The sequence below is a fragment of the Paenibacillus sp. FSL R7-0302 genome (assembly GCF_038006885.1).
In the GTDB taxonomy this organism is placed as follows: Bacteria; Bacillota; Bacilli; order Paenibacillales; family Paenibacillaceae; genus Paenibacillus_AQ.
The window spans coordinates 5,429,682-5,454,760 of record NZ_JBBOWB010000001.1 but is presented as its reverse complement, the minus strand read 5'-3'; the positions used below and the strand labels follow the sequence as shown (position 1 = coordinate 5,454,760).

At 54.0% G+C, this 25,079-nt stretch carries 19 protein-coding genes; 13 read left to right on the top strand and 6 right to left on the bottom strand.

Going from position 1 to position 25,079, the window contains the following annotated elements:
• Positions 1-23: 23 nt before the first annotated feature.
• The gene (thpR, locus tag MKY96_RS23585) at positions 24-635 is read left to right on the top strand and encodes an RNA 2',3'-cyclic phosphodiesterase (RefSeq protein ID WP_340943772.1); all 612 of its coding nucleotides are present in this window, start codon (positions 24-26) and stop codon (positions 633-635) included.
• A gap of 76 nt (positions 636-711) precedes the next feature.
• Positions 712-1,614, top strand: coding sequence for a cell wall hydrolase (locus MKY96_RS23580; RefSeq protein ID WP_340943771.1), 903 nt, complete (start codon positions 712-714; stop codon positions 1,612-1,614).
• A gap of 123 nt (positions 1,615-1,737) precedes the next feature.
• On the opposite strand, the gene MKY96_RS23575 is transcribed toward MKY96_RS23580, so the two are convergent.
• Positions 1,738-2,934, bottom strand: coding sequence for an MGDG synthase family glycosyltransferase (locus MKY96_RS23575; RefSeq protein WP_340943770.1), 1,197 nt, complete (start codon positions 2,932-2,934; stop codon positions 1,738-1,740).
• Between the two features lie 298 nt (positions 2,935-3,232).
• Here MKY96_RS23575 and MKY96_RS23570 point away from each other — a divergent pair, with 298 nt between their 5' ends.
• The 5 genes from MKY96_RS23570 (at position 3,233) to MKY96_RS23550 (ending at position 14,223) form a co-directional block, all read left to right on the top strand.
• Positions 3,233-3,808: a TetR/AcrR family transcriptional regulator gene (locus tag MKY96_RS23570; RefSeq protein WP_036693681.1), complete on the top strand. Its 576-nt coding sequence runs from the start codon at positions 3,233-3,235 to the stop codon at positions 3,806-3,808.
• 248 nt (positions 3,809-4,056) lie between these two features.
• A complete protein-coding gene (locus tag MKY96_RS23565) occupies positions 4,057-6,411 on the top strand; it encodes a YhgE/Pip domain-containing protein (protein WP_340943768.1) in 2,355 nt (784 codons plus the stop codon).
• Positions 6,412-6,785: 374 nt separating this feature from the next.
• Positions 6,786-11,381, top strand: a complete 4,596-nt coding sequence (gltB, locus tag MKY96_RS23560) for a glutamate synthase large subunit (RefSeq protein WP_340943765.1) — start codon at positions 6,786-6,788, stop codon at positions 11,379-11,381.
• A gap of 1,134 nt (positions 11,382-12,515) precedes the next feature.
• Entirely contained in the window at positions 12,516-13,442 is a 927-nt protein-coding gene (locus MKY96_RS23555) for an ABC transporter ATP-binding protein (protein ID WP_340943762.1), read from the top strand.
• The gene (locus MKY96_RS23550) at positions 13,435-14,223 is read left to right on the top strand and encodes an ABC transporter permease (protein ID WP_339222572.1); all 789 of its coding nucleotides are present in this window, start codon (positions 13,435-13,437) and stop codon (positions 14,221-14,223) included. The genes MKY96_RS23555 and MKY96_RS23550 overlap by 8 nt, the downstream gene beginning before the upstream one ends.
• A 51-nt stretch (positions 14,224-14,274) precedes the next feature.
• Here the strand turns inward: MKY96_RS23550 and MKY96_RS23545 are convergent, their stop codons facing one another.
• Entirely contained in the window at positions 14,275-14,724 is a 450-nt protein-coding gene (locus tag MKY96_RS23545) for a bactofilin family protein (RefSeq protein ID WP_340943761.1), read from the bottom strand.
• A gap of 28 nt (positions 14,725-14,752) precedes the next feature.
• Positions 14,753-16,030, bottom strand: a complete 1,278-nt coding sequence (locus MKY96_RS23540) for a M23 family metallopeptidase (RefSeq protein ID WP_340943759.1) — start codon at positions 16,028-16,030, stop codon at positions 14,753-14,755.
• A gap of 277 nt (positions 16,031-16,307) precedes the next feature.
• Between MKY96_RS23540 and cls the strand changes: the two genes are divergently transcribed.
• A complete protein-coding gene (gene cls, locus MKY96_RS23535) occupies positions 16,308-17,738 on the top strand; it encodes a cardiolipin synthase (protein WP_340943758.1) in 1,431 nt (476 codons plus the stop codon).
• 167 nt (positions 17,739-17,905) lie between these two features.
• On the top strand, positions 17,906-18,814 hold the full coding sequence (locus tag MKY96_RS23530) for a YitT family protein (RefSeq protein ID WP_340943755.1): 909 nt from the start codon (positions 17,906-17,908) through the stop codon (positions 18,812-18,814).
• A 174-nt stretch (positions 18,815-18,988) separates the two neighbouring features.
• Here the strand turns inward: MKY96_RS23530 and ligD are convergent, their stop codons facing one another.
• Positions 18,989-19,885 (bottom strand): non-homologous end-joining DNA ligase, encoded by an 897-nt coding sequence (gene ligD, locus MKY96_RS23525; RefSeq protein ID WP_340943753.1) that lies wholly within the window; start codon positions 19,883-19,885, stop codon positions 18,989-18,991.
• Between the two features lie 187 nt (positions 19,886-20,072).
• On the opposite strand from ligD, the gene MKY96_RS23520 reads away from it, so the two are divergent.
• Positions 20,073-20,648, top strand: coding sequence for an RNA polymerase sigma factor (locus MKY96_RS23520; RefSeq protein ID WP_340944742.1), 576 nt, complete (start codon positions 20,073-20,075; stop codon positions 20,646-20,648).
• Positions 20,612-21,805 carry a hypothetical protein gene (locus MKY96_RS23515; protein ID WP_340943751.1) on the top strand — a complete coding sequence of 398 codons (1,194 nt, stop codon included), beginning with the start codon at positions 20,612-20,614 and terminating at the stop codon, positions 21,803-21,805. The genes MKY96_RS23520 and MKY96_RS23515 overlap by 37 nt, the downstream gene beginning before the upstream one ends.
• Positions 21,806-22,042: 237 nt before the next feature.
• Here MKY96_RS23515 and MKY96_RS23510 read toward each other — a convergent pair whose 3' ends face one another.
• On the bottom strand, positions 22,043-23,041 hold the full coding sequence (locus MKY96_RS23510; protein WP_340943750.1) for an ATP-dependent DNA ligase: 999 nt from the start codon (positions 23,039-23,041) through the stop codon (positions 22,043-22,045).
• The gene (ku, locus tag MKY96_RS23505) at positions 23,034-24,014 is read right to left on the bottom strand and encodes a non-homologous end joining protein Ku (RefSeq protein ID WP_340943747.1); all 981 of its coding nucleotides are present in this window, start codon (positions 24,012-24,014) and stop codon (positions 23,034-23,036) included. Before ku ends, MKY96_RS23510 begins: the two co-directional genes overlap by 8 nt.
• Positions 24,015-24,156: 142 nt before the next feature.
• On the opposite strand from ku, the gene MKY96_RS23500 reads away from it, so the two are divergent.
• On the top strand, positions 24,157-24,336 hold the full coding sequence (locus MKY96_RS23500) for a hypothetical protein (RefSeq protein ID WP_340943744.1): 180 nt from the start codon (positions 24,157-24,159) through the stop codon (positions 24,334-24,336).
• A 15-nt stretch (positions 24,337-24,351) separates the two neighbouring features.
• On the top strand, positions 24,352-24,537 hold the full coding sequence (locus MKY96_RS23495; protein ID WP_209993287.1) for an H-type small acid-soluble spore protein: 186 nt from the start codon (positions 24,352-24,354) through the stop codon (positions 24,535-24,537).
• Positions 24,538-25,079: the final 542 nt, after the last annotated feature.

Below are 25,079 nucleotides of genomic sequence, written 5' to 3'. Positions count from 1 at the left end.
CTGTCTGGAAAGGTGAAATTCGCATGAGCCAATTGGACCCGGAGCAAGAAATGGAGCGCCTGTTCGTTGCGGTGCCGCTGCCTGATACGCTGCTTGAATATCTGAAGAATGAGTCTGCCCGTGTGTCGTCCGCTCTTAAATTTGCCAGATGGACACATTTCAAAGATTTCCATATTACGCTTCAATTTCTTGGAGATACCCCCAGGGAAAATATTCCATATCTATATGAGGCACTCCGGAAGGTTGCGCGTTCAAGTAAAGGCTTTCAATTAAAGCTCGGCGAATGGGGCACCTTCGGTCTTCCAGACTCGCCAAGAGTGCTCTGGGCCGGGGTTTCCGGCGAATTGGAGCCGCTGAAGGAGCTGCAGCACAAGGTGGTTTCTGCGACCCTTCCCCTAGGCTACACTCCAGAGATGCGAACGTACAATCCCCATTTGACTGTAGCACGCAAATATCGCGGAGAAGATCCGTTTACGCTGGAGCGGCTGGAAAATTTACGGATGGAGACCCCGCCTGCGGATCAATTACTTCCAGACATAGGCTGGACGGTAGATGCTTTTGTGGTGTATGCTACCAGGATGCATGCCATTCCTATGTATGAAATGACTGAAAAATTTTCATTTTTCTCAACATAAATCGACAAGAAAGTTTTCAAAGCTTCCATTTTCGGTTACATACAATAGGAATGTGCCGTAAAATAGGAGGTAAAACATGTTGATTTTCAAACAGAGCCGCTATATTGCGCTGCTGGTTGGTGTAATCCTAGTGTCTTTCTCAGCGATAAGTTTGATGAACCCCGAAGGAACTGCTGCTACCGGGGAGAATGTAATAGAAATGGGTAAGCTGAAGTCTGCAAGCCATCAATCGGTAGAGCAGCTTATTCCGCAAGCCGCATCCGTCCTGCACAGGACAAGCCATTCAGCCGAAAAGAGTACACCCATGCTATACACCACAGCTGCCAAACCGGTTCATACCTGGACCCGCACGGTGAGTGCAGGATGGTTAAGTCCCGAGAAGCTGCAGCGCAAGGACGCTGTCAAGCCTGCTTCTATTGTGACTAAGCCTAAGGTAACTGTGGTGAAAGCATCGCCGCCAGTGGCGCAAGCGCCCAAGATCGCGGCAACGGGGACGAAGAGTGTTAAACCAAGCAAGGCTGTAACTCAGCAACATCCCCCCGCAACATTGTTCTTCTCCCGGACCAAGCTACTACCCAAGGAGCAGCAAGCTGAAGCTACCTGGAGCTACGCCGTATCCGGAGAAGACCTGCATCTGCTGCAAAAAATCGTCATGGCAGAGGCAGAAGGCGAACCGTACAAGGGCAAGGTGGCAGTTGCCAACGTTGTTCTAAACCGGCTGCGGTCAGCCAATTTTCCCGACACAATCAGAGAAGTCATCTATCAGAAAAGGCAGTTCAGTCCTGTGGCCAACGGGCGTCTTAAACGCGTGAAGCCAAATGCGGACAGTATTAAGGCTGTAAACGCAGCACTTATGGGGGTCAAAGAGGTTACGGATGATACCTATTTCTTCCTGTCGCTGACGCTGGCGCAGGATCTGACCGTGCATCATTCACGGACACTCGCCAAGACCATCGGCAATCATACCTTTTATAAATAAAAGACCCGCTACACATCAGACGCTATACGTCTATTCTCTTACAGCCATATGTAATGCAAAAACCTCCAGCCCGTAGGATCTATGGGCTGGAGGTTCTTTGTGTTAGGGAATCAGGATAAGGGTTTAAGGTGTGACATAGACGGCTTCTTCGCTCCGTACCTTGGGTGGAGGGGCGCTCCACGCCTCAGAGAAGACCGCTTCCGCAGCTGGCTTGCCCAGCATCTTAAGTATGGTGGCGGCGCAGTGCTGCGGCTGCTGGAGGTCCGGAGAGCTCTTGCGCTTCTTCGGTCCTCCGAATCCGGCATATTCGCTCAGGAGCATGGAGAACCATTTGTCCACGACGCCCGGATTCAGCATCTCGGCCAGCCCCAGCTCGACGAAATACTGGCTGTTCTTCTCTTCCTGGCCGGGGATGGCGTTATAGAACAGCATTGGAATGCCTTTGGCCTGACCTTCAGTGCAGGTCATTCCGCCAGGCTTCGTGATCAGCAGATCCGAGGCATCCATCAGCTTGTTAATCTCACTGCTGTAACCGAGAATCCTTACATTGGGATGGTTCAGCAGGGGGTTGGCCTTCATTTTGGCTATAGCCTTGTCGTTGCTGCCCATACAGAAGATCAGCTGGATCTCATTGATCCGGGCGGTGAGCGAGTTCATAATATCCTTGCCGAACATCAGGCCCCAGCCGCCGCCCATAATCAGCGCAGTCGGGATGTCGGCCAGCCCCAGCTCTTTGCGCAGCTTAGTCTTCCCCTGGGACTCCCAGAATTTCGGATGCACGGGAATCCCGGTCACCGTCACCAGCTCGGAGGGGACGCCGCGCCCCGTAAGAATGGATTTGACCCTTGAGGTCGATACCAGATATCGGTTGGCTTCCGCATTTACCCAGCTGCCGTGGGCATCATAATCTGTAATCAGCGTATAGAAGGGTACATCAAGACCCTGGTGCTTCAGCCTGGAGATGACCGCAGCAGGAATCGGATGCGTGCAGATAATCAGATCCGGCCGCAGCTGTTCAATGACCTGAGAGGCATGCGTATAAAAAATCCGGTGAAGGGCCAGCTTGGTCAACCGGTTCAGTGATTTATGATATTGGGTCTTATACATCATGCCGACCAGCTTAGGCTGGCTGCTGACAGTTTTGCGGTAAGCGGAAAGAATCCAAGGAGCGACCGTAGGATTCAGGAATTTTCCGAGCTCGAAGACCCGGCACTGAACATCGGGGTTCAGCAGTCGTATTCCTTCAGCCAGAGCATAGGCTGCCCCTGTATGGCCCGTGCCGAAGCCTTCCGAAAACAGCAGTACTCTTTTCTTTCGCATAAGTTCACCTGCAACTTTCCATTATAGATAGGTTTGTTAGATAGCTTCATTAGTCCGTCTGCGGTTACTCGCGTAGATGCTTCTCCTAATATTATACTAGGGATTCTGCTTCTTTTCTCACATTATACAAATAAGACGTAAATAGAAAGTTAAAACACTGCAATAAAATAAAAAAAATTAGCAAAAGTATTGCAAAGGCATAGGCAAAGTGATAAAGTTGGTCTTGACCGAGTGACCGGATCAGTAAAATGGTCAGAACGGAAGCGGCAGACGATCCTTCAGGAAAGGGAGTGTATGAATGGCTGTGGTAGATCGAAGGCAGCAGGTGCTGCAGGCGGCGACGAAGTCTTTTTCATTATTCGGGTATAAGGCAACAACGATGGACCAGGTCGCCAAGATTGCCAATGTCGGCAAAGGGACGATTTACACCTTTTTTACGAACAAGGAACAGTTATTTGATGAAATCCTGCGGGACGTCATCATCGAGATGAAAATGATCGCCGAGCGGGAGATTAGGCGCGATAAGCCGTTTTTTGATAATCTGCACCGTGTGCTGGATGCCCTGCTGGAATTTCGAAGCGAACACGAGCTATTCATCAAGCTGTCTCAGGAGAGTCTGGACTTCGGAACGCCGCAGGCTGGTGAAGGACTCGACAAGATCGAGAGTGTGGTGCTTGAATATCTGGAACGGGAGGTGGAGCAGGCCATTCGTCAAGGGGAAATCAAACCCTGCGATCCCCAGATTGTGTCGGTGGTAATGTTCAGGCTATATATCGCGCTTACTGCTGAGCTGAGCAAGGTACATGTGCCGTTGACCAAAGAACAGATCAAGCATTATTTTCATCTGTTTTTGGCAGAAGGGCTGTCGCAGTAGAAGTTAAGTCCGGTATAGGGATGGCGTTTCACACTGCTGCGCTTTCCCTGATTGGGACCGGGCGGGCTGAGGCGGATGGTGCTGAGTTGGATCGTACTGAACAGGATAGACCCATTTTTTTTGCCTTTGATTGACCAAGTGGGGAAAACAGTCATTTGGTGTTACTGTAATATTCACGAAACTATCATTTCACAGCAAGTCACCGTATTTTTCAAGAGAGAGCATATGATCATAAGGAGAGAACCAGAATGAAATTTTTATCCGTGTTTATGAAGGATCTTGGCGCGGTATTCAAGAATCCCAAGATGCGTATTTCCATGTTCGCCATTCTATTTATTCCTGTTCTGTACAGCGGATTGTTCCTGAAGGCATTCTGGGACCCTTACGGTAAAATGAACGAGCTTCCGGTAGCGGTTGTCAATCAGGATAAGGGTGCTGATTATGAAGGCACCAAGCTGACCGCCGGAGAGGATCTGGTCACGGAGCTGAAGAAGACGGACGGGTTCAAGTGGAACTTCGTCAGCCGGGAGCAGGCGGAAGCCGGACTTGCGGATAATACCTATTATATGGCTATTGTGGTTCCGGAAGACTTCTCGGCCAAGGCAACTACACTGCTGGATGCAGATCCGCAGCCGGCCAAGATCATCTACGAGCCGAATGAAGGCTACAACTTCCTGGCAGGCCAGATTGGCGGCACGGCAGTGAAGGATATTAAGAGCAAGGTATCCGCCAAGATTACCGAAGCTTATACCAGTTCTGTATTTGATAAAATCACCAAAATCGCAAACGGTCTGGGCGAAGCCGGAGACGGTGCGACCAAGATCGCAGACGGCGCCACCAAGCTGGATGACGGCGCTCTGAAGCTGAAGGACAATCTGGTTGTCCTCACCGAAGGCACCGGCAAGCTGCTGGATGGTGTAGCGCCGCTTACGCAGGGCGTGAGTGATCTGAATAACGGCGCAGCCGCTCTCAAAACCGGCAGCAGCACGCTGGCCGGAGGACTGCAGCAGTTATCCGCAGCGCATAAGCAGCTGCAGGAGGGTGTAACGCAGTCGGCAGCGGGCAGCAAGCAGCTGAATGCAGGGCTGCAGAAGACAGCAGCCGGAACGGCTTCGCTGCAGGCCGGAACCCAGTCGGCTGTAACCGGCACCGAGAAGCTGCAGACAGGTACGAAGGCTGTGGTGGACGGCAGCGCGAAGCTTGCGGCCGGATTAAGCTCCTCCGCCGAGGGCAGTGCGAAGCTTGAAGCCGGACTTACGGCTTCGAAGGACGGCAGTGCCAAGACAGCAGCCGGAGCCAAGGCTGTAGCTGACGGTCTGCAGGCGCTGGCGAAGTCGAATCCTCAGCTGGCGGCAAGCCCTGAGGTGCAGAAGCTGCTGGCAGCAAGCGCAGCAGTAGCTGCGGGCACGGCGCAGCTGGACCAGGGCCAGCAGCAGCTCCTTGACGGAGCTGCGGCCCTGAATAGCGGCCAGGAGCAGCTGCTGCAGGGAGCGAATCAGCTGCACAGCGGTTCACAGCAGCTGGATGCAGGTGTAGGCCAGCTGCATGACGGAGCGCAGAAGCTCTACGCAGGCAGTTCGCAGCTGCTGGATGGCCAGAATCAGCTGGCAGCCGGAGCAGCAGCACTGGAGAACGGCGGCGCGAAGCTGACCGCAGGCATGAAGCAGTTCGGCGCGAAGCTGGACGAAGCTGCAGCGGGCGGTGCGAAGCTGGCAGCCGGCGGCCGGGCGCTTGAAGCCGGCACCACGAAGCTGCTGGCCGGAGCAGGCAAGCTGGGCAGCGGCCTTAGCTCGGTAGCCGATGGCTCGAAGAAGCTGAGTGACGGAGCAGGGCAGCTGAAGGATGGCCTGGATGAGCTGAAGACAGGCTCCGGTGAGCTGGCAAGCAAGCTGGGCGATGCGGCTTCACAGACCAAATCGGTGAACAAGACCGATGGGCTGGTATCCATGTTCGCCCAGCCGGTACAGATCGAAGAAGTGAAGGTGAACAAGGTGCCTAACTACGGCACAGGATTCGCTCCTTACTTCCTGTCCCTCGGATTGTTCGTAGGTGCTCTGATCTGTACGATTGTTATCCCTATGCGTGATTCCGAAGTCATTGGCGCCAGCCGGTTCAACCGGTTCATGAGCCGTACCCTTACGTTCTCCATGATGAGTGTGCTTCAGGCTCTGCTGGCTGTCCTGATTGTCTTGTATGGTCTGGGACTTGAAGTACAGAATGTACCTTTGTTCTACGCCTTCTCGTTCATTACCAGCCTGGCCTTCATGTGGATGATTCAAGCGATTGTTACCTGGCTGGATCAGCCGGGCCGCTTCGTAGTCATTCTGATTCTGATCTTCCAGTTGACTACAAGCGCAGGAACCTTCCCGCTGGAGCTGATTCCTAACTGGATGAAGTTCTTCAATCCGCTGCTGCCGATGACTTACAGTGTCAAAGGCTTCAAGGCAGTAATCTCTACAGGAGACTTCGGCTCCATGTGGGCCGATGCAGGAACGCTTGGTGCTTATGGAATAATCTTCCTGGCGCTTACCTTCACCTACTTCATGACCCGTGACCGCGGCAATGAAGCGGTGCTGAAAAGTGAACAAGTTTTGACTGTATAAATCAACAATATTCTCTGTAAAACATACGAACCAAAAGCGCCCCCTCGGGGGCGCTTTTGGTTTATTCATAAATATAAATAGCTAAAGGAAGTGCCGTTTTCAGGGCGGGAAAATGATTGGAACGCTTTCAATGCATAAGCGCTTATTCGTCATTTATGCATAATTATGCATCATGCGGATTTTTTACGCTTTTATTCGCTAAAGCTGCACTGTAAAAGTATTTGTTAATCAAGCTCATAAAAAAGTTTAAATTGCGCTCATGTCAGCTCGATGATAAAATAATAACACCAATTCTGCCTGAATAATTATTAAGATTTTCCGCTGAAAAATTTTCCTGGAATTCCGTCTACTTTATAATAGAGAGGTTGCATGTGATGAGACACACTGAACTGCCCGGCAAACAGGGCCTGTATGATCCCCAGTTCGAAAAAGACGCTTGCGGCATGGGATTTGTCGCGCATATAAAAGGCAAGCCGTCCCATGATATTGTCAGCAATGCGCTGACTATGCTCTTCAATATGGAGCATCGGGGAGGCCAGGGAAGCGAGCCGAACTCTGGAGACGGAGCCGGCATTATGCTGCAGATTCCCCACCGTTTCTTCGCCGGCGAAGCTGCGAAGCTGGGCTTTGAGCTTCCGGAGCCGGGCCATTATGGCGTGGGTATGATCTTTCTGTCTCATAACGAGGAGATCCGCGCCCGCCATGAGGCGCTCCTGAGTGAGATTATCGCGGAAGAGGGTCAGCAGGTACTCGGTTACCGCGATGTCCCGACCTTTGACGAAATGCTCGGCAAGACGGCCAAGGCGGCTAAGCCTTATGTACGCCAGGTATTTATCGGCCGGTCGGAGGGAATTAAGGATGACCTGTCCTTCGAACGCAAGCTGTATGTGATCCGCAAACGGGCAGAGCTGGCAATCCGCTACGGCGGGGCAGAAGAGGGTGAATCCTTCTATGTGCCGAGTCTTTCCTGTAAGAAGATCGTATACAAAGGCATGCTCACTACCGTACAGGTAGGACAATTCTATCTCGACCTCCAGGAGGAGACGCTGGAATCAGCGATTGCGCTGGTCCACTCCCGCTTCAGCACCAACACCTTCCCGAGCTGGGAACGTGCCCACCCTTACCGCTTCATGATACACAACGGTGAAATTAACACCCTTCGCGGCAATGTGAACTGGATGCATGCCCGCCAGTCGCTGTTCAAGAGCGAGAAGTTCGGAGAAGACATCAGCAAAGTTAAGCCGGTGGTGAATCCGGACGGCTCCGATACGGCCATGTTCGATAATACCTTTGAATTCCTCTACCTGAGCGGACGCTCTCTGCCCCATGTGGCGATGATGATGGTTCCTGAGCCTTGGAGCAATCATGACAGTATGGACGAGAAGAAGAAAGCCTTCTATGAATACCACAGCACCCTGATGGAACCGTGGGACGGGCCTGCCGCAATGGGCTTTACCGACGGTGTACAGATCGGGGCCATCCTCGACCGTAACGGCCTGCGTCCTGCGCGTTACTATGTCACCAAAGATGATCTGATTATTCTCTCCTCTGAAGCGGGTGTCCTCGACATTCCGGCAGAAGATGTTCTATACAAAGACCGGCTGAGACCGGGTCGCATGCTGCTCGTGGATACGAAGCAGGGCCGGATTATCTCGGACGAAGAGGTCAAGGCCGAGATCGCCTCCGAGCAGCCTTATCAAGAGTGGCTGGATGAGCATCTGATCGGTCTCGATCAGCTCCCGGATGCACCGGAGCTGCCGAATCCGAAGCATGATAATGTGCAGCAGCTGCAGCAGTCCTTCGGCTATACCTTCGAGGATCTGCGCAAGGTGCTGGAGCCTATGGCCTCCACAGGCGCCGAAGCTGTCGGCTCCATGGGTTACGATTCGCCGCTGGCCGTGTTATCAGACCGTCCACAGCGCCTGTACAATTACTTTAAGCAGATGTTCGCCCAGGTCACCAACCCGCCGATTGACGCCATCCGTGAAGAACTGGTAACGTCCACAGCGACTACGATCGGACCTGAACGCAACCTGCTGAAGGCAGAACCGGAGAGCTGCCGGCAGATCTCGCTGGATTCTCCAATTCTCTCGAACGAGGATTTCGCCAAAATCCGTCATGTCCGCCGTGCGGGCTTCAAGTCGATGTCCATTCCGATTCTCTTCCCGGCAGAGCTGGGGGCAGAGGGGCTGCGAATCGCGCTTGACCGGATGAATGAGGCGGCAGACCGCGTCATGGGCAAGGGCCATAATATCCTTATTCTGTCCGACCGGGGTGTAGACCGTGAGAATGCGGCAATTCCGGCGCTCCTGGCAGTCTCCAGCCTGCATCACCATCTAATCCGCTCCGGAACCCGTACCAAGGTCAGCATCCTGCTGGAATCCGGCGAACCGCGTGAAGTTCATCATTATGCGCTTCTGCTGGGTTATGGTGTAAGTGCGGTCAATCCTTACCTGGCCTTCGAGAGTCTCGATGACATGATCAGCCAAGGCCTGCTCCGCGGAATCTCGCATGAGAAGGCTGTGAAGAACTATATCAAGGCAGCTACGAAGAGCGTGGTCAAAATTCTGTCCAAAATGGGAATCTCCACGATTCAGTCCTATCGCGGGGCACAGATTTTTGAAGCAGTCGGGCTGAATTCCGAGTTCGTAGACCGTTACTTCACCTGGACGCCTTCGCGAATCGGCGGAATTGGCCTGGAGGAAGTGGCGCAAGAGGCGCTTGCTAGCCATTACCGCGCGTTCACCGATAAAGACGGCAACGATATGGTGCTGGATTCCGGCGGTGAATACCAGTGGCGCAGTGACGGGGAAGAGCATCTGTTCAACCCGCAGACCATTCATCTGCTTCAGCACTCCGTGCGCAGCGGTGATTATGAGATGTATAAGAAGTATGCAGTGCTCGTTCAGGGCGAAAGCGAGAAGCACCAGACGCTGCGCTCGATGCTGCAGTTCAAGAGCGTAGGTGCTCCGATATCGCTGGACGAGGTAGAATCGGCTGAATCGATCATGAAACGCTTCAAGACCGGTGCCATGTCCTTCGGCTCGATCAGCAAGGAAGCACATGAGACGCTGGCTATTGCCATGAACCGTATCGGCGGCAAGAGCAACACCGGGGAAGGCGGAGAAGATCCGGCGCGCTTCCTTACGGACGCTAACGGCGATTCCCGCCGCAGTGCAATCAAGCAGGTCGCTTCGGGACGGTTCGGCGTTACCTCCAACTATCTGGTGAACGCCGACGAGATTCAGATCAAGATGGCGCAGGGCGCCAAGCCGGGTGAAGGCGGACAGCTTCCGGGCCGCAAGGTATACCCTTGGGTTGCGGAGGTCCGCGGTTCAACGGCAGGCGTGGGACTGATCTCGCCGCCGCCGCATCACGATATCTATTCGATTGAGGATCTGGCAGAGTTGATCTATGATCTGAAGAATGCCAATCCGCGTGCCAGCATTAACGTGAAGCTCGTCTCTGAGGTTGGCGTAGGCACCATTGCCGCAGGTGTGGCGAAGGGCCGCGCTGATATTATCCTGATCAGCGGTTATGATGGGGGAACCGGCGCTTCGCCGATGAACTCCATCCGTCATGCCGGACTGCCTTGGGAGCTCGGCCTGGCGGAGACCCACCAGACGCTGATGCTGAACAATCTGCGCGACCGTGTCGTGCTGGAGACAGACGGCAAGATGCTCAGCGGGCGCGATCTCGCGGTAGCCGTTCTGCTGGGTGCTGAAGAATACGGCTTCGCTACTGCACCTTTGGTAGCCGTAGGCTGTATCATGATGCGTGTATGCCAGATGGACACTTGTCCGGTGGGCGTAGCTACGCAGAACCCTGAGCTGCGCAAGAACTTCATGGGTGATCCGCAGCATGTGGTGAACTTCATGACCTTCGTGGCACAGGATCTGCGCGAGATTATGGCAGAGCTGGGCTTCCGGACAATTGAAGAGATGGTCGGCCGTACCGATTGCCTGGATGCGGTTAAGGCATCCACACACTGGAAGAAGAAGGGCGTCGATCTGAGCAGCCTGCTGCACATTCCGGCTATGCCGGAAGGAAGCACACGCTTCCGCAGCAAGTTCCAGAACCACGGTCTGGAAGAGACTCTGGATATGACGCATCTGCTCGATATTGCTGCACCTGCGCTGGAATCCGGCACGGCAGTGGAAGCTTCCCTGCCGATCACGAACGTGAACCGTGCCGTGGGTACGATTCTCGGCAGTGAGCTGACGCGCAAATACGGCGCAGCCGGATTGCCGGACGATACGATCCGGCTGCATTTCACCGGATCGGCGGGACAGAGTCTGGGCGCCTTCGTGCCGAAGGGCATCACTATTACCGTTGAAGGCGACTCGAATGACTATGTCGGCAAAGGTCTGTCCGGAGGCAAGCTGATTATCCGGCCTTCGCGCAAGGCTACCTTCGCGGCAGAAGAGAATATCGTCATCGGAAATACGGCGCTGTACGGAGCAACCGGCGGCGAAGCTTATGTGAGCGGCATTGCCGGCGAACGGTTCGCTGTCCGCAACTCCGGGGCGAATGTAGTCGTTGAAGGCGTAGGCGACCACGGCTGCGAATACATGACCGGCGGACGTGTGGTTGTACTGGGTACAACAGGTCGTAACTTTGCAGCAGGGATGTCGGGCGGTATTGCTTATGTATACGATCCTGACAACACCTTCATCAAACGCTGTAACCTGGAAATGGTGCTGCTGGAGCGTGTAGAGGAAGCGGACGAAATCGCTGAGCTGCATGCTATGATCAGCCGTCATACCCAGCATACAGACAGTAATGCGGGCCGGGCAATTCTGGATTCATGGGATGAGGCCCTGCCGAGATTCGCCCGTGTCATTCCGAAGGATTACAAACGGATGCTGGAGCAGATCCGCAAGGTGGAGAGTAGCGGTTTGACCGGTGAAGCTGCACTGATGGCTGCTTTTGAAGCAAATATGCGTGAGCTTGCGCGTGTTGGCGGTTAAGATTTTACATTTCATAAGTGATGTGATTTGGCATTGACGGAGCATGTCGCTAATCAGGAGGCCGTATCTTTCCATTATGGGAAGATATGGCCTCTCTTGTTCTTCTCGCTTTAGGAAATTATGGTATCGTCTGAAGGTGATAAAGTATGCTTATCGTTATCGTTGTGGATAATAAATGCAGCTTAATCCATCCGCAGGATGCTGGCGCGAGGGTGGACGGAGCAAATGTATGTGAAAAGCAGTACACATTGTGCTGATGCGAGGGTGAACGGAGCAAATGTATGCGAAAAACAGCATACATTGTGCTGGCGCGAGGGTGGACGGAGCAAATGTATGTGAAAAGCAGTATACATTGTGCTGATGCGAGGGTGAACGGGGGAAATGTATGTCAAAAACAGTATACATTGTGCTGACGCGAGGGTGGACGGAGCAAATGTATGCGAAAAACAGTACACATTGTGCTGACGCGAGGGTGGACGGAGCAAATGTATGCGAAAAACAGTACACATTCGGTACACGGGGCCCCATGCTGCTCCAATGTAATCGGTTTTCCGATTACATACCGCCCTCGCGCCCCGCGCTGGTCCAATGTAATCGGTTTTTCGATTACATTTCGCCCTCGCGCCCCATGCTGCTCCAATGTAATCGGTTTTCCGATTACATTCCGCTCATACGCCCCGCGCTGTCCAATGTAATCGGTTTTTCGATTACATTTCGCCCTCGCGCCCCGCGCTGGCCGATTATTGTGCTCTCACGAGGAGGATGGCCCGAATGTATGCCAAATACAGCATGCATGGCGCTATCCCGTTCATCCGGTAGGATAATTTCGTTTCAAATATAAGAATGTATATGTTTCACGCTACACATTATCCTTCTATTTCTCACCGAAACGATACCGTCCTTTAAAAGGACGGCAAAGCCGTCTCCACTTGCTTTCTATCCTTTCCCTGCATATCTTCCCTAATTTCAGGGAAAAGGGAAGGTGTGGTAAAATATATAAATGGTTGAAACAGGTTTTGGATTTAACAATAAAGTGTAAGTAACGAAGGTCCAAACATTTCCCGCAGTTACGATGGACACTTTAATTTTAATCTATACCCGTTTCACACCAAACCGACGAAAGGAAGTGAAGTTATGCCGAATACGGCAGAAGTGGTGAAGCCTGTAGCCAGCCTGATGGGGGTTACCAAAAAGATAGGCTCCAAAACGCTGATCAGCGACTTGACACTCGATATTCCACCCGGGCAAATCTTCGGATTCCTTGGGCCGAACGGAGCCGGTAAAACCACTACCATCCGTATGATGGTAGGACTGATCTCCATTAGCCGCGGGGATATCCTGATCTGCGGACGAAGCATCAAAGACCATTTTGAAGAGGCCATAGCCAATGTGGGGGCCATCGTAGAGAATCCTGAAATGTACAAGTTCCTAACCGGATACCAGAATCTTCGCCAGTACGCCCGCATGGTGCCCGGCGTGACCAAAGAGCGCATCAATGAAGTAGTGGAGCTGGTCGGCCTCAGCCAGCGGATTAATGACCGGGTCAAGACCTATTCCTTAGGGATGCGCCAGCGGCTCGGGGTGGCCCAGGCTCTGCTGCATCGGCCGAAGCTGCTGATTCTGGACGAGCCGACCAACGGACTGGACCCGCAGGGTATCCGCGAGCTGCGTGATTATCTGCGCAAGCTGTGTCAGAGCGAGGGGACAACCGTGTTTGTCTCCAGTCACCTGCTGTCGGAGATGGAGCTGATGTGCGATAGTGTGGCGATTATCCAGAACGGCCGCCTGATCGATGTGAAGCAGCTTAAGACTGTCGGAGATGCAGCGGTACCGGTGAGCCAGACGTTCTTCGAGGTGGATAACCCTGAGGCTGCACTGGCTCAGATCGGCCAAGGTGTAATCATGGAAGGCGGATTAGCTGTAGATGCGGTGCGGGAGGAGATTGCCGAGCTGAATGCCAAGCTGGTAGCTGCCGGGATTAAGGTCTACAGCATCAAAGCGATGTCCCGTTCGCTTGAAGATCAATTCTTGGAAATTACAGGAGGTGAAGGCATTGGGTGAGTTCGCTTCTCTCATACATAATGAGAATATCAAAATATTCAGACGTCTGCGGACATGGATTATGCTGGTTCTTCTGGCACTGATGAGCGCGCTGTTTCCGGCGCTGGTTCATTTCACCACGAACGGCAGTGATGTAGTCGGGCTATGGGACAGCTTCCGGACCACCGTAGCCATCGCATTTTTTCTGAATACCATCTTCACAGCTCTGGTAGCTGCCGACTCCGTGGCGGGCGAATTCACCTGGGGAACGATTAAGCTGCTGCTGATCCGCCCATGGAGCCGCTCCAAGATTCTGCTCTCGAAATATATTTCGCTGGTTATCTTCAGCCTTGTCAGCACGGGAGTGCTAATCTTATTCGGCTATGGCTCCGCCTTCATTTTCTCTTCCGGGGCTGCAGGAATTACGGGGGACATGGTGATGGGCTGGGGGCAAGGGGAATATGTCTTCATGCTGATTCTGTGCAGCTACATTGAATTGTTCCTGACAGCAGCCATTGCCTTCATGATCTCCAGCGTATTCCGTTCCAGCGGCCTTGCGATTGTGCTGTCGCTGTCGATCATGTTCACCAAGGATATTTTTATCGCCATCTTCAACCCCGACCGGTATGAGTGGGCGAACTATCTGATTTTTGCCCATATGAATCTTAGCAATTATCTGGTGTCCGATACCGGTCCCGGGGGAGCGACGCTGGGGTTCGCGATTGCCGTCCTGGCTGTGTATTATGTTGTATTCATGGCGGTATCCTGGATTGTGTTCCGTAAAAGGGATGTAGCAGCGTAAGGCGCAAACTGGGGCTGGTCAATGCAGGCGTACAGGCTGAGCGCTTACGGCTCATGCACCCTCCAGCTTACTCTGCTTGCTCTCTCTGCGCTTGCCTGCAGTCTTCTTGGCAGTGACCGTATGCAGCCCGCCCGCTGTCTCAGGGGCGGGCTGTTCGGTCATGGCCACAGCTCCGTTCAGCAGGCTGCCTTCCGCAATGCTCAGGGAACCGGCGGCAATGTTACCATGCAGCTGTCCCGTTCCGGTGAGTATGAGCTTCCGCTGGGCGGTTACGTCTCCATAGACCTTGCCGGCGATAATGATCTCCTGCGCCTCAATGCTGGAGTGGACGGTGCCCTGTTCACCAACCGTCACAGTACCCTCACATAGAATCTCCCCGCTGAAATTCCCTTCAATCCGCAGGTTCGTATCGCAATTCACTTTCCCTTCAAGCGTGCCGCCATGTCCGATCAGCGAGTCGGTTGACCTCAGCGAAGCACCCGGTTGACGTCTGTTCCACATTCCCGCATTCCTCCTTATAATCTTGAACCTATAAAGGCTTCACATAATTGAGCGGATTCACCGGCTTGTTCTGCTTCACGACCTGAAAATGCAGATGGGGTCCCGTGCTGCGCCCGGTGCTGCCCAGCATGCCGATCTGCTCCCCTTTGCCGACCCGCTCGCCGGGGGAGACCGTCATTTGGTTCAAATGCATGTACCAGGTCTCCAGTCCATTGTCATGCTTGATTATGATGTATTTGCCCCGGGCTCCCATTTGTTCTGCGGAGGTAACCACGCCGCCCAGTGCCGCGTATACCGCATCTCCGATATTTCCCGCAATATCAATCCCGGAGTGATAAGCAGAGACGCCCTTAAAAGGATCAGAGCGGTAACCGAAGCTGGAGGTGATGACCTTCGAGCCGGTAGGCCACATCACGGCCCGTGCCAGCCGGGCTTGCTTCTCCTGGGCTTGTTTGGCCTGAAACTCCGCTCTTGTCTTGTGTGCCTTCTCAGCCTGTGTAATCGTGCTTGAGATACTGCCAATCATCTCATCCATGATGCTGCGGATCTCCTCGAAGTCGTCCTTTGTCTCCTCAACCAGCCGCTGCGGATCATTCTCGTAGACGGCGACATATTCACCGCCGACCTGTGGATTGGCAGGCAGGCTCAGTGCTGTAGCAGCAGCCCTGATCCGGAAGTTGACGGCAGGCGATACGGCGGCAGAGAGAGCTTCCGGCTGTTCCCGGATGAACGGGCCGGCGCTTAAGCGGCTGATCTTACCATAGCTTCCGGCGGCTACGGCTCCTGCTCCGGTATCAGGCAAGTCCGCCACTACCGGCTGGCTGCCTATGACGGAAGCTGCGGAGGTTGATATATCCGCACTGTAGGTCTTGGAGCCAGCATCTTCAGTCCGGGTAGCCTTACTAGAACTGCTACCGGCAGCGGAAGAGGTGGTCTCCTTGTTGATCAGTGACTGCAGCTGCTCTTCCAGCTCTGTGACACTCTTCAGCTTGTCTTTAATGCTCTCCGCTTCCTCCGAGAGCTCGCTTACCTGGCCGCGCAGCTGCTGCAATGCCTGATCCTTATCGGCAACCTTCAGCTCCATGCGGATATTGGTCAGTGATAAGGCGGCCGCTTCGGCCTCCAGCTCTGCGATGGACCGGGAAGCATGGATATGCATGGAGGTGACCAGACTGGAGAGGGACAGCGCGGCTGCGGCAGGCAGCGCCAGAGCGAAGGGCTTTGACATCTGCAGCTGCTTCACAGGCCGTCCGGCCTCACGCATAACGAGCAGCGTAATCTTTTCCTGACTTGGCTGACTCTTCATAACGTCTCCTTACTGCGGCCATGGCAGCCGCTGGGTATGAACTGACTGATACAATCTGTCGGGGTGCAGGGGGCTTATCCGATTCGTCCTACTACTCTATGTATTCCATAACTAAGGCGAACATGACAACGGTTTACTTGAATAAAGAAGGAGAGTTAAGGCAAAACCTGTAGTAAGCGCAGGCTTCTGCCGCCGCAGATTTCACGTGAAAGTTAGCAGGCGCCGTCTATGCCCGCAGAGATAGTAATAGTTCATTCAGTTGATCAGGAGGCCCGGAATGAGGATATTTGCCGTGATCTTATGTCTTTTTATTGTGCAGCTTGCCATTATTACTGCTTCCGAATTCCGCCGTCCGCAGCGGGCGCTTGCCTGGATATGTATTACCTTCTGTTGCCCGCCGCTGGGTCTGCTGTTCTACTATTTCCTGGGGCGCGATTACTGGCAGAGCCGCAAGCTCGTGAACCGGTGCGTCTCCCTGCTGCGGGAAATCCGTATTCATATTGCCGGCAAGATTCATCAGGTCAAGCAGGTGGAGGATACCGGCAACCCCGGATTTGAACACCGCTCTGAGCTGCTGCACCTGTTCTCTGAACTGGCGGACAGTCCGGTTACAAGCCGCAACCGGTGTGAAGTGCTGTCCAGCGCACAGGCAGCGTATAAGTCCATGCTGGAGGTGATGGAAGGTGCGCAGGAGCACATCCACATGGAGTTTTATATTTTCCGGGAGGACGGGATCGGCAAGCAGTTCCAGGAGCTGATGATCCGCAAGGTACGCCAGGGGGTGAGGGTGCGCCTGCTGTGCGATGGCCTGGGAAGCCATAAACTAAGCCGGGGCTTTGTGAATACACTGAAGAACGCGGGGGTGCAGGTTTATTTTTTTCTGCCGCCGCTGACTGCACTGCCGGACCGCCGGTTCAACTACCGTAATCACCGGAAGATCCTGGTGGTGGACGGACTGACCGGATTCACCGGAGGCATGAACATCGGCGATGATTACCTGGGCAAAAATCCGGAAATGGGCTACTGGCGGGATACGCATCTGCGCCTCGAAGGGGATGCCGTCTATCAGCTGCAGTATGTGTTTCTCAAGGACTGGCGGCTGGCGGCCGGTGATGCGCTCAGCCATCCGCGCTTCTTTCCGGATCATGACTGTAGCGGAAGGGAAGCCGTGCAGATTGTCGCCAGCGGTCCCGATGCGGCCATAGATGCGACCCAGGAGATGTATTTTGCTTCCATCTGTGCCGCGAGACAGCGTATCTGGATGACCTCGCCATATTTCATCCCCGACCCCGCGATAAGCAGGGCGCTGAAGAATGCAGTCCTTAGCGGTGTGGACGTAAGGATTATTATCCCGGCGAAGCCGGATAACAAGCTGGTCTATTATGCTACGCTGTCGTATCTGGAGAATCTGCAGGACGCTGGCGTGAAGTTTTACCGCTATACCAGAGGGTTCATGCATGCCAAGGTCATGATTATCGACAGCCTGCTGGCCACCGTCGGCAGTGCCAATCTGGACATGCGCAGCTTCTATTCCAACTTCGAGCTGACGGCGGTGCTGTTCCGTCCGGAGACTATTACAGAGCTGGCTGAGGACTTCAGCAGAGATCTGGAGCAGAGTGAATTCATTGATCCGAAAAAATTCCGGGAGCGCAGCCGTAATGTCAAACGCATAGAAAGTCTGTGTCAGCTCTTATCTCCGCTATTATGACAGAAAAGATGGCCGAATCATCGATTATCGAAGGTTATATCAATTTACATGCGTTATTTGACTTTCCTTTATGATATAATGGAAATATAAGAAGAACAGGGGAGAAGGCACGACTGTACGTTCGCTTTCGTAAGCTTCTTAGATATACTATTTATAGGGGGAGTTCTATGACTGTAAGCCAACATATCTTTACGAGTGAAGAACAGAAGAAGACGCAGAAGTCTGGAGTGTTCAAGACGGCAAGACTGGCCCAGCGGATTGTGATGATTGTCATCGGAGCGGCCATGATGTCTGTTGCCCTTGAAATTTTTCTTGTTCCCAATAAGTTGATTGATGGCGGAATCACCGGTATTTCCATTATGTTGTCCCATATTTTCAATATACCGCTCGGTATTCTATTGACCCTGCTTAACCTGCCGTTCCTGGTTATCGGGTATAAGCAGATCGGGAAGACATTTGCCTTATCTACTCTATTTGCTGTAATTGTAATGTCCATCGGTACCCAGTTACTCCATCCTGTTCATCCCATTACGGTTGAGCCGCTGCTGGCAGCAGTATTCGGAGGGGTAATTCTCGGCGTTGGGGTCGGGCTCGTTGTCCGTTATGGCGGATCGCTCGATGGTACTGAGATTGTAGCCATTCTGGTATCCAAGAGGCTTCCGTTCTCTGTAGGGGAAGTCGTTATGTTCTTCAACCTGTTCATTCTGTCCGGCGCAGGCTTTGTGTTCGGCTGGAATAATGCGATGTTCTCGCTTATTGCGTATTACATTGCTTTCAAACTGATTGATATTACACTTGAAGGTCTGGACCAGTCCAAGTCGGTATGGATTATCAGTGATAAATTCCGTGATATCGGCGAAGCTCTGACGGAGCGTCTGGGACGCGGAGTGACTTATCTTGATGGTGAGGGCGGATTCTCCGGCGATAACAAGAAAGTGATTTTTGTTGTCATTACCCGTCTGGAAGAAGCGAAGCTGAAGTCTATCGTAGAAGATTGGGATTCTGACGCGTTCATCGCGATCGGCAATATCCATGATGTTAAGGGCGGCCGCTTCAAGAAAAAAGCAATTCATTAGCATTAGCGTAACCGGTTCAGCCGGAACGCTTCGAAGGAAGGTATATTTACGAACGACAGAGTAACCCATACGGCGGTCCTGACTTGTTGCCCCGTATGCCCATATATAATAATACCTTCCGTCCTGATTCTGGACGCCAGATAAGCCCGCAGCCTGAGAATGGCATTTGCGGGCTTATTGCTGTCCTGAGGGCAGCTTGGCAATAATCGCTTCGACCGGCTGGGGAGGAACCTTGGCAATCAGATCTCCTAACCGGCTGAGACGCTCTTCTATATTCAGCAGGTTGAAATCTGTAGGCTTGACGCCCCGTTCAACCTCCTCCCACAGGAGGGGAGTGGAGACGGTAGCCAGCGGCCGGGCGCGCGGGGTGTAAGGGGCAGCGAGCGTTTTGCCGCCGTAATGCTGGAGATAATCGAAATATATTTTATCCCCGCGATGCTTCTTCAGGCGCTCCAGGGTGAACAGATCAGGGCGCTTCTCGGTGACATAACGGCCTACGAAATGCCCGATCTTGCGCAGCTCATCGAAGGTCACCCCCGGCTTAACCGGCACAATGATCTGTACTCCGGTGGCTCCCGAGGTTTTGGGAACGGTGTCCAGTCCGAGCGATCTCAGTACCTCCCCTACCACAGCAGCAGCTTCCATAATCCGCGGTTCGACCTCAAGCGAAGGGTCCAGATCAATCATCCATTCGCAGGGCAGAATACTGCCGGCATAATGGAGGGAGGGATGGAATTCGAGCGCAGCCAGATTGCCCAGCCAGAGCAGCTCCGGCAGGCCCTGCAGCACAATGTAGGTGATATCATCCTGCACCGCCGTGCGGACGAATTCCGGCAGCGGTTCCGGGGCGTTCTTCTGATAAAAGGACATCCCGGGAACGCCATGGGGATAGCGGATCACCGTGAGCAGCCGGTCCTTGCAATAGCGCAGCAGGTAAGGCGAGAGGGCCGCCAGCTTTTGCAGATAGATCTGCTTGGTGATGCCCATCTCGGGCCAGAGCGGTTTGTCGGGATTGGTGATGCTGATTTGCTGTCCGTCTACGGTAATGGTTCCTTTCGTGGCCGCTGGCATGGCACATCCCTCCTTAGGCTTGTCTATGTCTGCGTAGTATTTGCCGCGCTGCCGGTTTTCAGTCGGGATTCCGGTCCGGGATAAGTGCAGTTCACACTTTTTATGCGCAAAATGTCCCTTTTGGTCAGGGCCGGGGCTTATAAGGGTGTTAGCTAGAAGAGAGGAGCGTTTTACGATTTTGGATGAAATGGAACACCTCGTTGTTCAGGTGCAAAACGGCGACGTGGAGCAGTACGGGCGGATCGTTGAGACTGTTCAGCAGCCGATGTACCGTTATTGCAGCCGTCTGCTAGGCAGCGGGGCAGAGGCGGAGGATGCCGTGCAGGAGATTCTGGTCAAAGCCTATCAAAATATCGGCAAGTATCGCCCGCTGGTCAGCTTCTCTTCATGGCTGTATAAAATCGCTTATCACCATTGCCTGGCGGTTATCCGCCAGCGCCAGCGGCAGAACCGGGTGAGGCTGCTGCTGCAGCCGCAGAAATACGCGGAAAGCCCGGAGCAGCAGCTGGACCGCTTCCTGTTCGATGAACCGCTCGCTGTAGCGCTTGCCCGGCTGAAGGCGGAGGAGCGGAACCTGCTGGTGCTGAGGATTTTTGAAGAGCAGAGCTTTGCCGAAATCGCCGTGATTCTGGGCAAAAATCAGGATGCGGTCAAAAAAAGATACCGGCGTACAATCGTTAAGCTCACCAGCCTGCTACAGGAGCAAAGAGAGGGGGAGGCAACACCATGGACGAGCACTTCACTGCTGAAGAAAAAAGGATAAGACGAATGGGCGCGGGCGAGGCTCCGGGCAGCATTGATGTCAAGTCATCCGTTATGGAGCGGGTACTTGCTATCCATGCACAGCGGCTTACGTCCGAGGGCGGCGGAAATTCACCGGGGCAAGCGTTGCCAGGAACGGTTACGCAGGCGCCTGTGATGATCAGGCAGCCACTACCTTCGCTGCGTCCTGCAGCACAGCGGGGCAGAAGGCTGGCCGCCGGACTCTGCGCAGTTGCGCTGCTGGGGCTGGCTGGGTTCAGCGTGCTCCGCAATATGACGGACCAGGAAACTACGGGGAAGGCGCTGCAGCCGGACTTTGCGGTCATCCGGCAGACGGAAGGGCAGCCACTGGCCCTTAAGGACAGCAGCGGCAGAATTGTGGCACAGGTGAAGAAGGCAGAACTGAAGGTCTACACACCGCCCTACATTGGCTCTAGCTCTGCCCGGGAACGTTTCTTTAAGCTAAGGGAGCAATATGAACAACAGGCGCAAGCAGATTTACAGCCGGGGGAGACAGCAGCTTATTATGTCAATGACAGTGAATTGATTGCATTGATGAACGGGCTGGGTTATGGGAAACCGCTATTTTTCACTAGCAGAACGGTTCCCTATACCAACTACGCGCAGCTGTCAGCCGCCCGGGAGCAAACGGGCAAGTGGAGCTTTGCACTGCCGCCTGAGCGAATAGGCGGGTTACAGTTTGCCGGGGGCCGGCTGTTCGCCAAAACCCCCTCTGCGTTTGAGCCGGAGTATAGGCTGACACTGGAGGCATTGAAGGCCAAAACGGAAGCTGCTCCGGACGGGAATCCGCTGGCTGCAACTTTATGGCCCTTGGAGAAGCTCGCAAGCGCCGAGGTGATCTATCAGGATGGCAGCCAGCAGCTGAAGCTTCAGTTATTCTGGAATAACGCAGCAACCACCGGTCCTTCGCAAATTCACGTATCCCCCGGCCAAACGGCTGAACTATGGACCTACGAGGATAAGGAGCTGCTATTCATTCCGGGGACAAGCGCTGGAGAAGAGAACGGAAGTTCAGTAAGCAGATTGTATTGGTATGATAACGCCTACGGAGGGCTTGCTTTGATTACGGACCCGCCGGATAAGCGGCTGACCCGGGAGCAATGGGAGAGCATTGCCGCCGGTATGGTGCAGCGGTGAGGGGAACCGAGCGGGCATCAGGGCGTTAAAATAAAGGTGTTCCAGAAGCCGCAAAGGCTGAGGGACATCTTTTTTTGTATGCGAAAAACCGAACACAATGGCTCCCGGGAAGGCGTGCGGGCCGAATGTAAAGGAAAACCGAACACAATGATGTCCCTTTTTGGAGTCCGGCGGCATTATAGAAGTGCTGCAGCAACAACACATCCACTGCCGGAAGCCTTACTCCCCAATAGGCAGCTACAACCCCCTCTGGCTTAAAGAACAAGAATGGGCGGGCAGTTCGACCTGAGCCTGAATCACAGGCTGGCGGAAGGTGCCGGAGGGATTCCATTCCAGAAAATGCAGCTTAAACACCAGCTCAGGCTTAATCCAAACGGAGCCTGAGCTTCGCTGCGGAAGCTCGGCAAACGGCATCTGCTCTGTGACAAGTCCCGGAATTCGTCCGGTCAGCGTCTGCCAGTCTTGGACGGTCATTCTGCCCGCCCCGGCATGTCCGATATAATGCAGCCTGCCGGCATCATCATACAGGCCGAACAGCAGCGCGTTGACGATTCCGTCCCGGAAGGTGACACCCCCGGCGACAGCAGTGACGTCGGAGATGATCTTAAGCTTCTGCCAGCGTTTGTCCTTGCCGCCCGGCGCATAGGTGCTATCGAGATCCTTGCAGACGATCCCTTCTAGACTGCCTTGCCGCGCGGCAGCAAGCAGTTGTGCAGGGTCCGGGTAGCTTGGCACCTGCTGCACATGGGGATGGGGCAGCAGCATCTCCTTCAGCAGCTCCTGCCGCCGGGACAGCGGTTCGTCCAGCAGCCAGATGCCATCACAATACAGCATATCAAAAACCATATACAGCACCGGAACCTGCGTCTGCACTGCCCGGATCGCCGCCTCATTCTTCAGGCTGTCCCGCCGCATGACCTCATGGAAGGAGGGCTTGCCGCCGCTGAGTGCAATGATCTCGCCATCCAGAATGAAGGAGCCGGCCCGGCAATAGCTCCCTGGTCCGGCCAGCTCAGGATATTGGAGCGTGCGCCGGTTGCCACGGCGGTTAATCAGTTCGGCCTGGCGCCCATCGTAATAGGAGATCATCCGCACGCCGTCCCATTTGATCTGGGCGATCCACTGGTCCCCATCGGGAAGCACAGAGGCCAGTACGGGCTCAAACGGAATGACGGGCTTAAGCTGAAGGGAACTGTCGAGTCTGGCAACGGGCGCAGACGCCCGGCCTCTAGGCACCGGTGCCCTTGCTCTTCGCGCTCCGGCGCTTCGGCTTCGGGGCGATCACCGGAATTGGTCCGGTGGCTTCATCTACAACCGGAGCGGCGGGTGTATCGGTTGAAGTCCCGGTGGCAGTAGCCTTGGCCGGACGTTTCTTCGCACCGGCGGCTGTCCGCGGCTTGGCCCCGCTGCCTCCCTTGGCGGGTCCGGGATCGGAAGGAATATGCTGCACAGCCTCGATACTGGCCTGCAGGGCAGCCATCAGATCGATAACATTGTTCTCCTGGCGGGCCGGAGCAATATGGAACTCTTCGCCGGCAATTTTGTGCGTAATCAGATCAAGCATCCGCTGGCGGTAATCATCCGTATATTTGGCAGGCTCGAACGGGGTGGACAGCTGTGAGATCAGCAGCTTGGCCATGTCCAGCTCCTTGTCGTTCACGCTGCCCGGCTCCGGCAGGCCGGGAACCTGCGATACCGGACGGACCTCGTCCGGGTAATAGATCGTCTCAATCGCCAGACAGTCCGCCAGGACGCGGATGGCGGCCAGACTGCTTTTGGAGCGGATGGAGATCTTGGCAATACCGATCTTCCCCGTCTGACGCATCGCCTCCATCAGCAAACGGTAAGCATTGGCACCTGCCTGGTCTGGTGACAGATAATAGGTCTTCTGGAAATAAATTGGGTCAATCTCCGTCAAATCCACGAAATCCAGTATGGTGATGCTCTTGCTGCTCTCCTCGCTTAGCTGATCCAGCTCCTCCTTGTCGAACAGGACAAATTTTCCTTTCTCATATTCGTACCCCTTGCCGATCTCCTCCCAGGTGACCTCCTTGTCACAGACAGGACATTTACGTACATAAGACAGCGGACTGCCGCATTCTTTGTGGATGTAGCGCAGCGAGATGTCTTTATCCTCCGTAGCGGAGAACATCTTGACCGGAACATGCACAAGCCCGAAGCTGATGGCTCCTTTCCAAACGGTATGCATGAGAATCGCCTCCTGATGGGATGTGTTATGGCTTAGTATGGAACGGGAGGGCTTTTTCTAGCCGGATGCATGTTTTGAGAGTCATGGGAAAAAATAAATGCTGCTCAGCTTGCACAGACACAAAGCGTGAAAAGGGGGCATTATGGACAAGGAGCACTATCACTGGAGCGATGCCCTATCGGAGCAGGATATTCCGGCAGAGGCGGTCAATTGGGACAATATTATTGCCGATCCGGAGGATGCCGGACTGGACGAGGACGCAGGCCTGCTGGATGCCGGTGCAACCATAGGGGAGCTTCCGGCGGAAGATGACGAGGAATAAGGAGGCAAGAAGAGAATGGATATAACACGTGCGAAGGATATTTACGCTTCCAAGGACAAGATCGCTGTGCATCTCGACGGAGAACCGGTTTGGATTGAGCATGTAGATTCGGATAACGGTATGGCAACGGTTCAGGTAGGCTCCCGGCCGACGAATACACAGACTGTTGGTGTTGAGCGGCTGGAGGAGCAGGGGAAGTAACGGGTCAGCACAATAAGTTCTGGTAGGTATCCAGGTAAAATACTAATTGGAGCAGGCGTTCTCTTGGCGGTGACACCATCGCGGGAGTCTCCTGCTTTTTGTGTGGCCTGACCTCCTTCAAACGTTATGCTCAGGGCCGGGCGTGGAGCGCGAATGAGGTGTATGAGTGCACCCTGAATTCGTGGAAAGTGAGCGTGGGGCGGCTTACGGATACATGAAGCGAGGAATGGCGGACTGTAGTGCTCTTAATGGAATGGATTTCCTCATTTTGTGGATTCAAACGGACTCAGAGGCCGTTAAGTAACCTAATTGGCGTAACATTTGGCTCAAAATTCGAAGTTAACGGCCCCTGAGTCCGCAACAAGCAGCAAAATGATATTTTAAGCCAAATAGCGGCTTCTGTGTCCGCTTAACTTCCAGCAGTCCACTTATCTGCCACCATGCTCATTCGTCACCTCACACACCGTCTTCTCGCTCATCCGCCACCATGCTCATCCGCACCACACACTCTGCACTCCCTCAACTGTCACCTCCTCAAGTCA

What these genes read in the sequence shown, in the direction of transcription:
- thpR (WP_340943772.1), top strand. Translation starts at nt 24, where the DNA reads ATGAGCCAATTGGACCCGGAGCAAGAAATGGAGCGCCTGTTCGTTGCG.
- MKY96_RS23580 (WP_340943771.1), top strand. Translation starts at nt 712, where the DNA reads ATGTTGATTTTCAAACAGAGCCGCTATATTGCGCTGCTGGTTGGTGTA.
- MKY96_RS23575 (WP_340943770.1), bottom strand. Translation starts at nt 2,934, where the DNA reads ATGCGAAAGAAAAGAGTACTGCTGTTTTCGGAAGGCTTCGGCACGGGC.
- MKY96_RS23570 (WP_036693681.1), top strand. Translation starts at nt 3,233, where the DNA reads ATGGCTGTGGTAGATCGAAGGCAGCAGGTGCTGCAGGCGGCGACGAAG.
- MKY96_RS23565 (WP_340943768.1), top strand. Translation starts at nt 4,057, where the DNA reads ATGAAATTTTTATCCGTGTTTATGAAGGATCTTGGCGCGGTATTCAAG.
- gltB (WP_340943765.1), top strand. Translation starts at nt 6,786, where the DNA reads ATGAGACACACTGAACTGCCCGGCAAACAGGGCCTGTATGATCCCCAG.
- MKY96_RS23555 (WP_340943762.1), top strand. Translation starts at nt 12,516, where the DNA reads ATGCCGAATACGGCAGAAGTGGTGAAGCCTGTAGCCAGCCTGATGGGG.
- MKY96_RS23545 (WP_340943761.1), bottom strand. Translation starts at nt 14,724, where the DNA reads ATGTGGAACAGACGTCAACCGGGTGCTTCGCTGAGGTCAACCGACTCG.
- MKY96_RS23540 (WP_340943759.1), bottom strand. Translation starts at nt 16,030, where the DNA reads ATGAAGAGTCAGCCAAGTCAGGAAAAGATTACGCTGCTCGTTATGCGT.
- cls (WP_340943758.1), top strand. Translation starts at nt 16,308, where the DNA reads ATGAGGATATTTGCCGTGATCTTATGTCTTTTTATTGTGCAGCTTGCC.
- MKY96_RS23530 (WP_340943755.1), top strand. Translation starts at nt 17,906, where the DNA reads ATGACTGTAAGCCAACATATCTTTACGAGTGAAGAACAGAAGAAGACG.
- ligD (WP_340943753.1), bottom strand. Translation starts at nt 19,885, where the DNA reads ATGCCAGCGGCCACGAAAGGAACCATTACCGTAGACGGACAGCAAATC.
- MKY96_RS23520 (WP_340944742.1), top strand. Translation starts at nt 20,073, where the DNA reads ATGGAACACCTCGTTGTTCAGGTGCAAAACGGCGACGTGGAGCAGTAC.
- MKY96_RS23515 (WP_340943751.1), top strand. Translation starts at nt 20,612, where the DNA reads ATGGACGAGCACTTCACTGCTGAAGAAAAAAGGATAAGACGAATGGGC.
- ku (WP_340943747.1), bottom strand. Translation starts at nt 24,014, where the DNA reads ATGCATACCGTTTGGAAAGGAGCCATCAGCTTCGGGCTTGTGCATGTT.
- MKY96_RS23500 (WP_340943744.1), top strand. Translation starts at nt 24,157, where the DNA reads ATGGACAAGGAGCACTATCACTGGAGCGATGCCCTATCGGAGCAGGAT.
- MKY96_RS23495 (WP_209993287.1), top strand. Translation starts at nt 24,352, where the DNA reads ATGGATATAACACGTGCGAAGGATATTTACGCTTCCAAGGACAAGATC.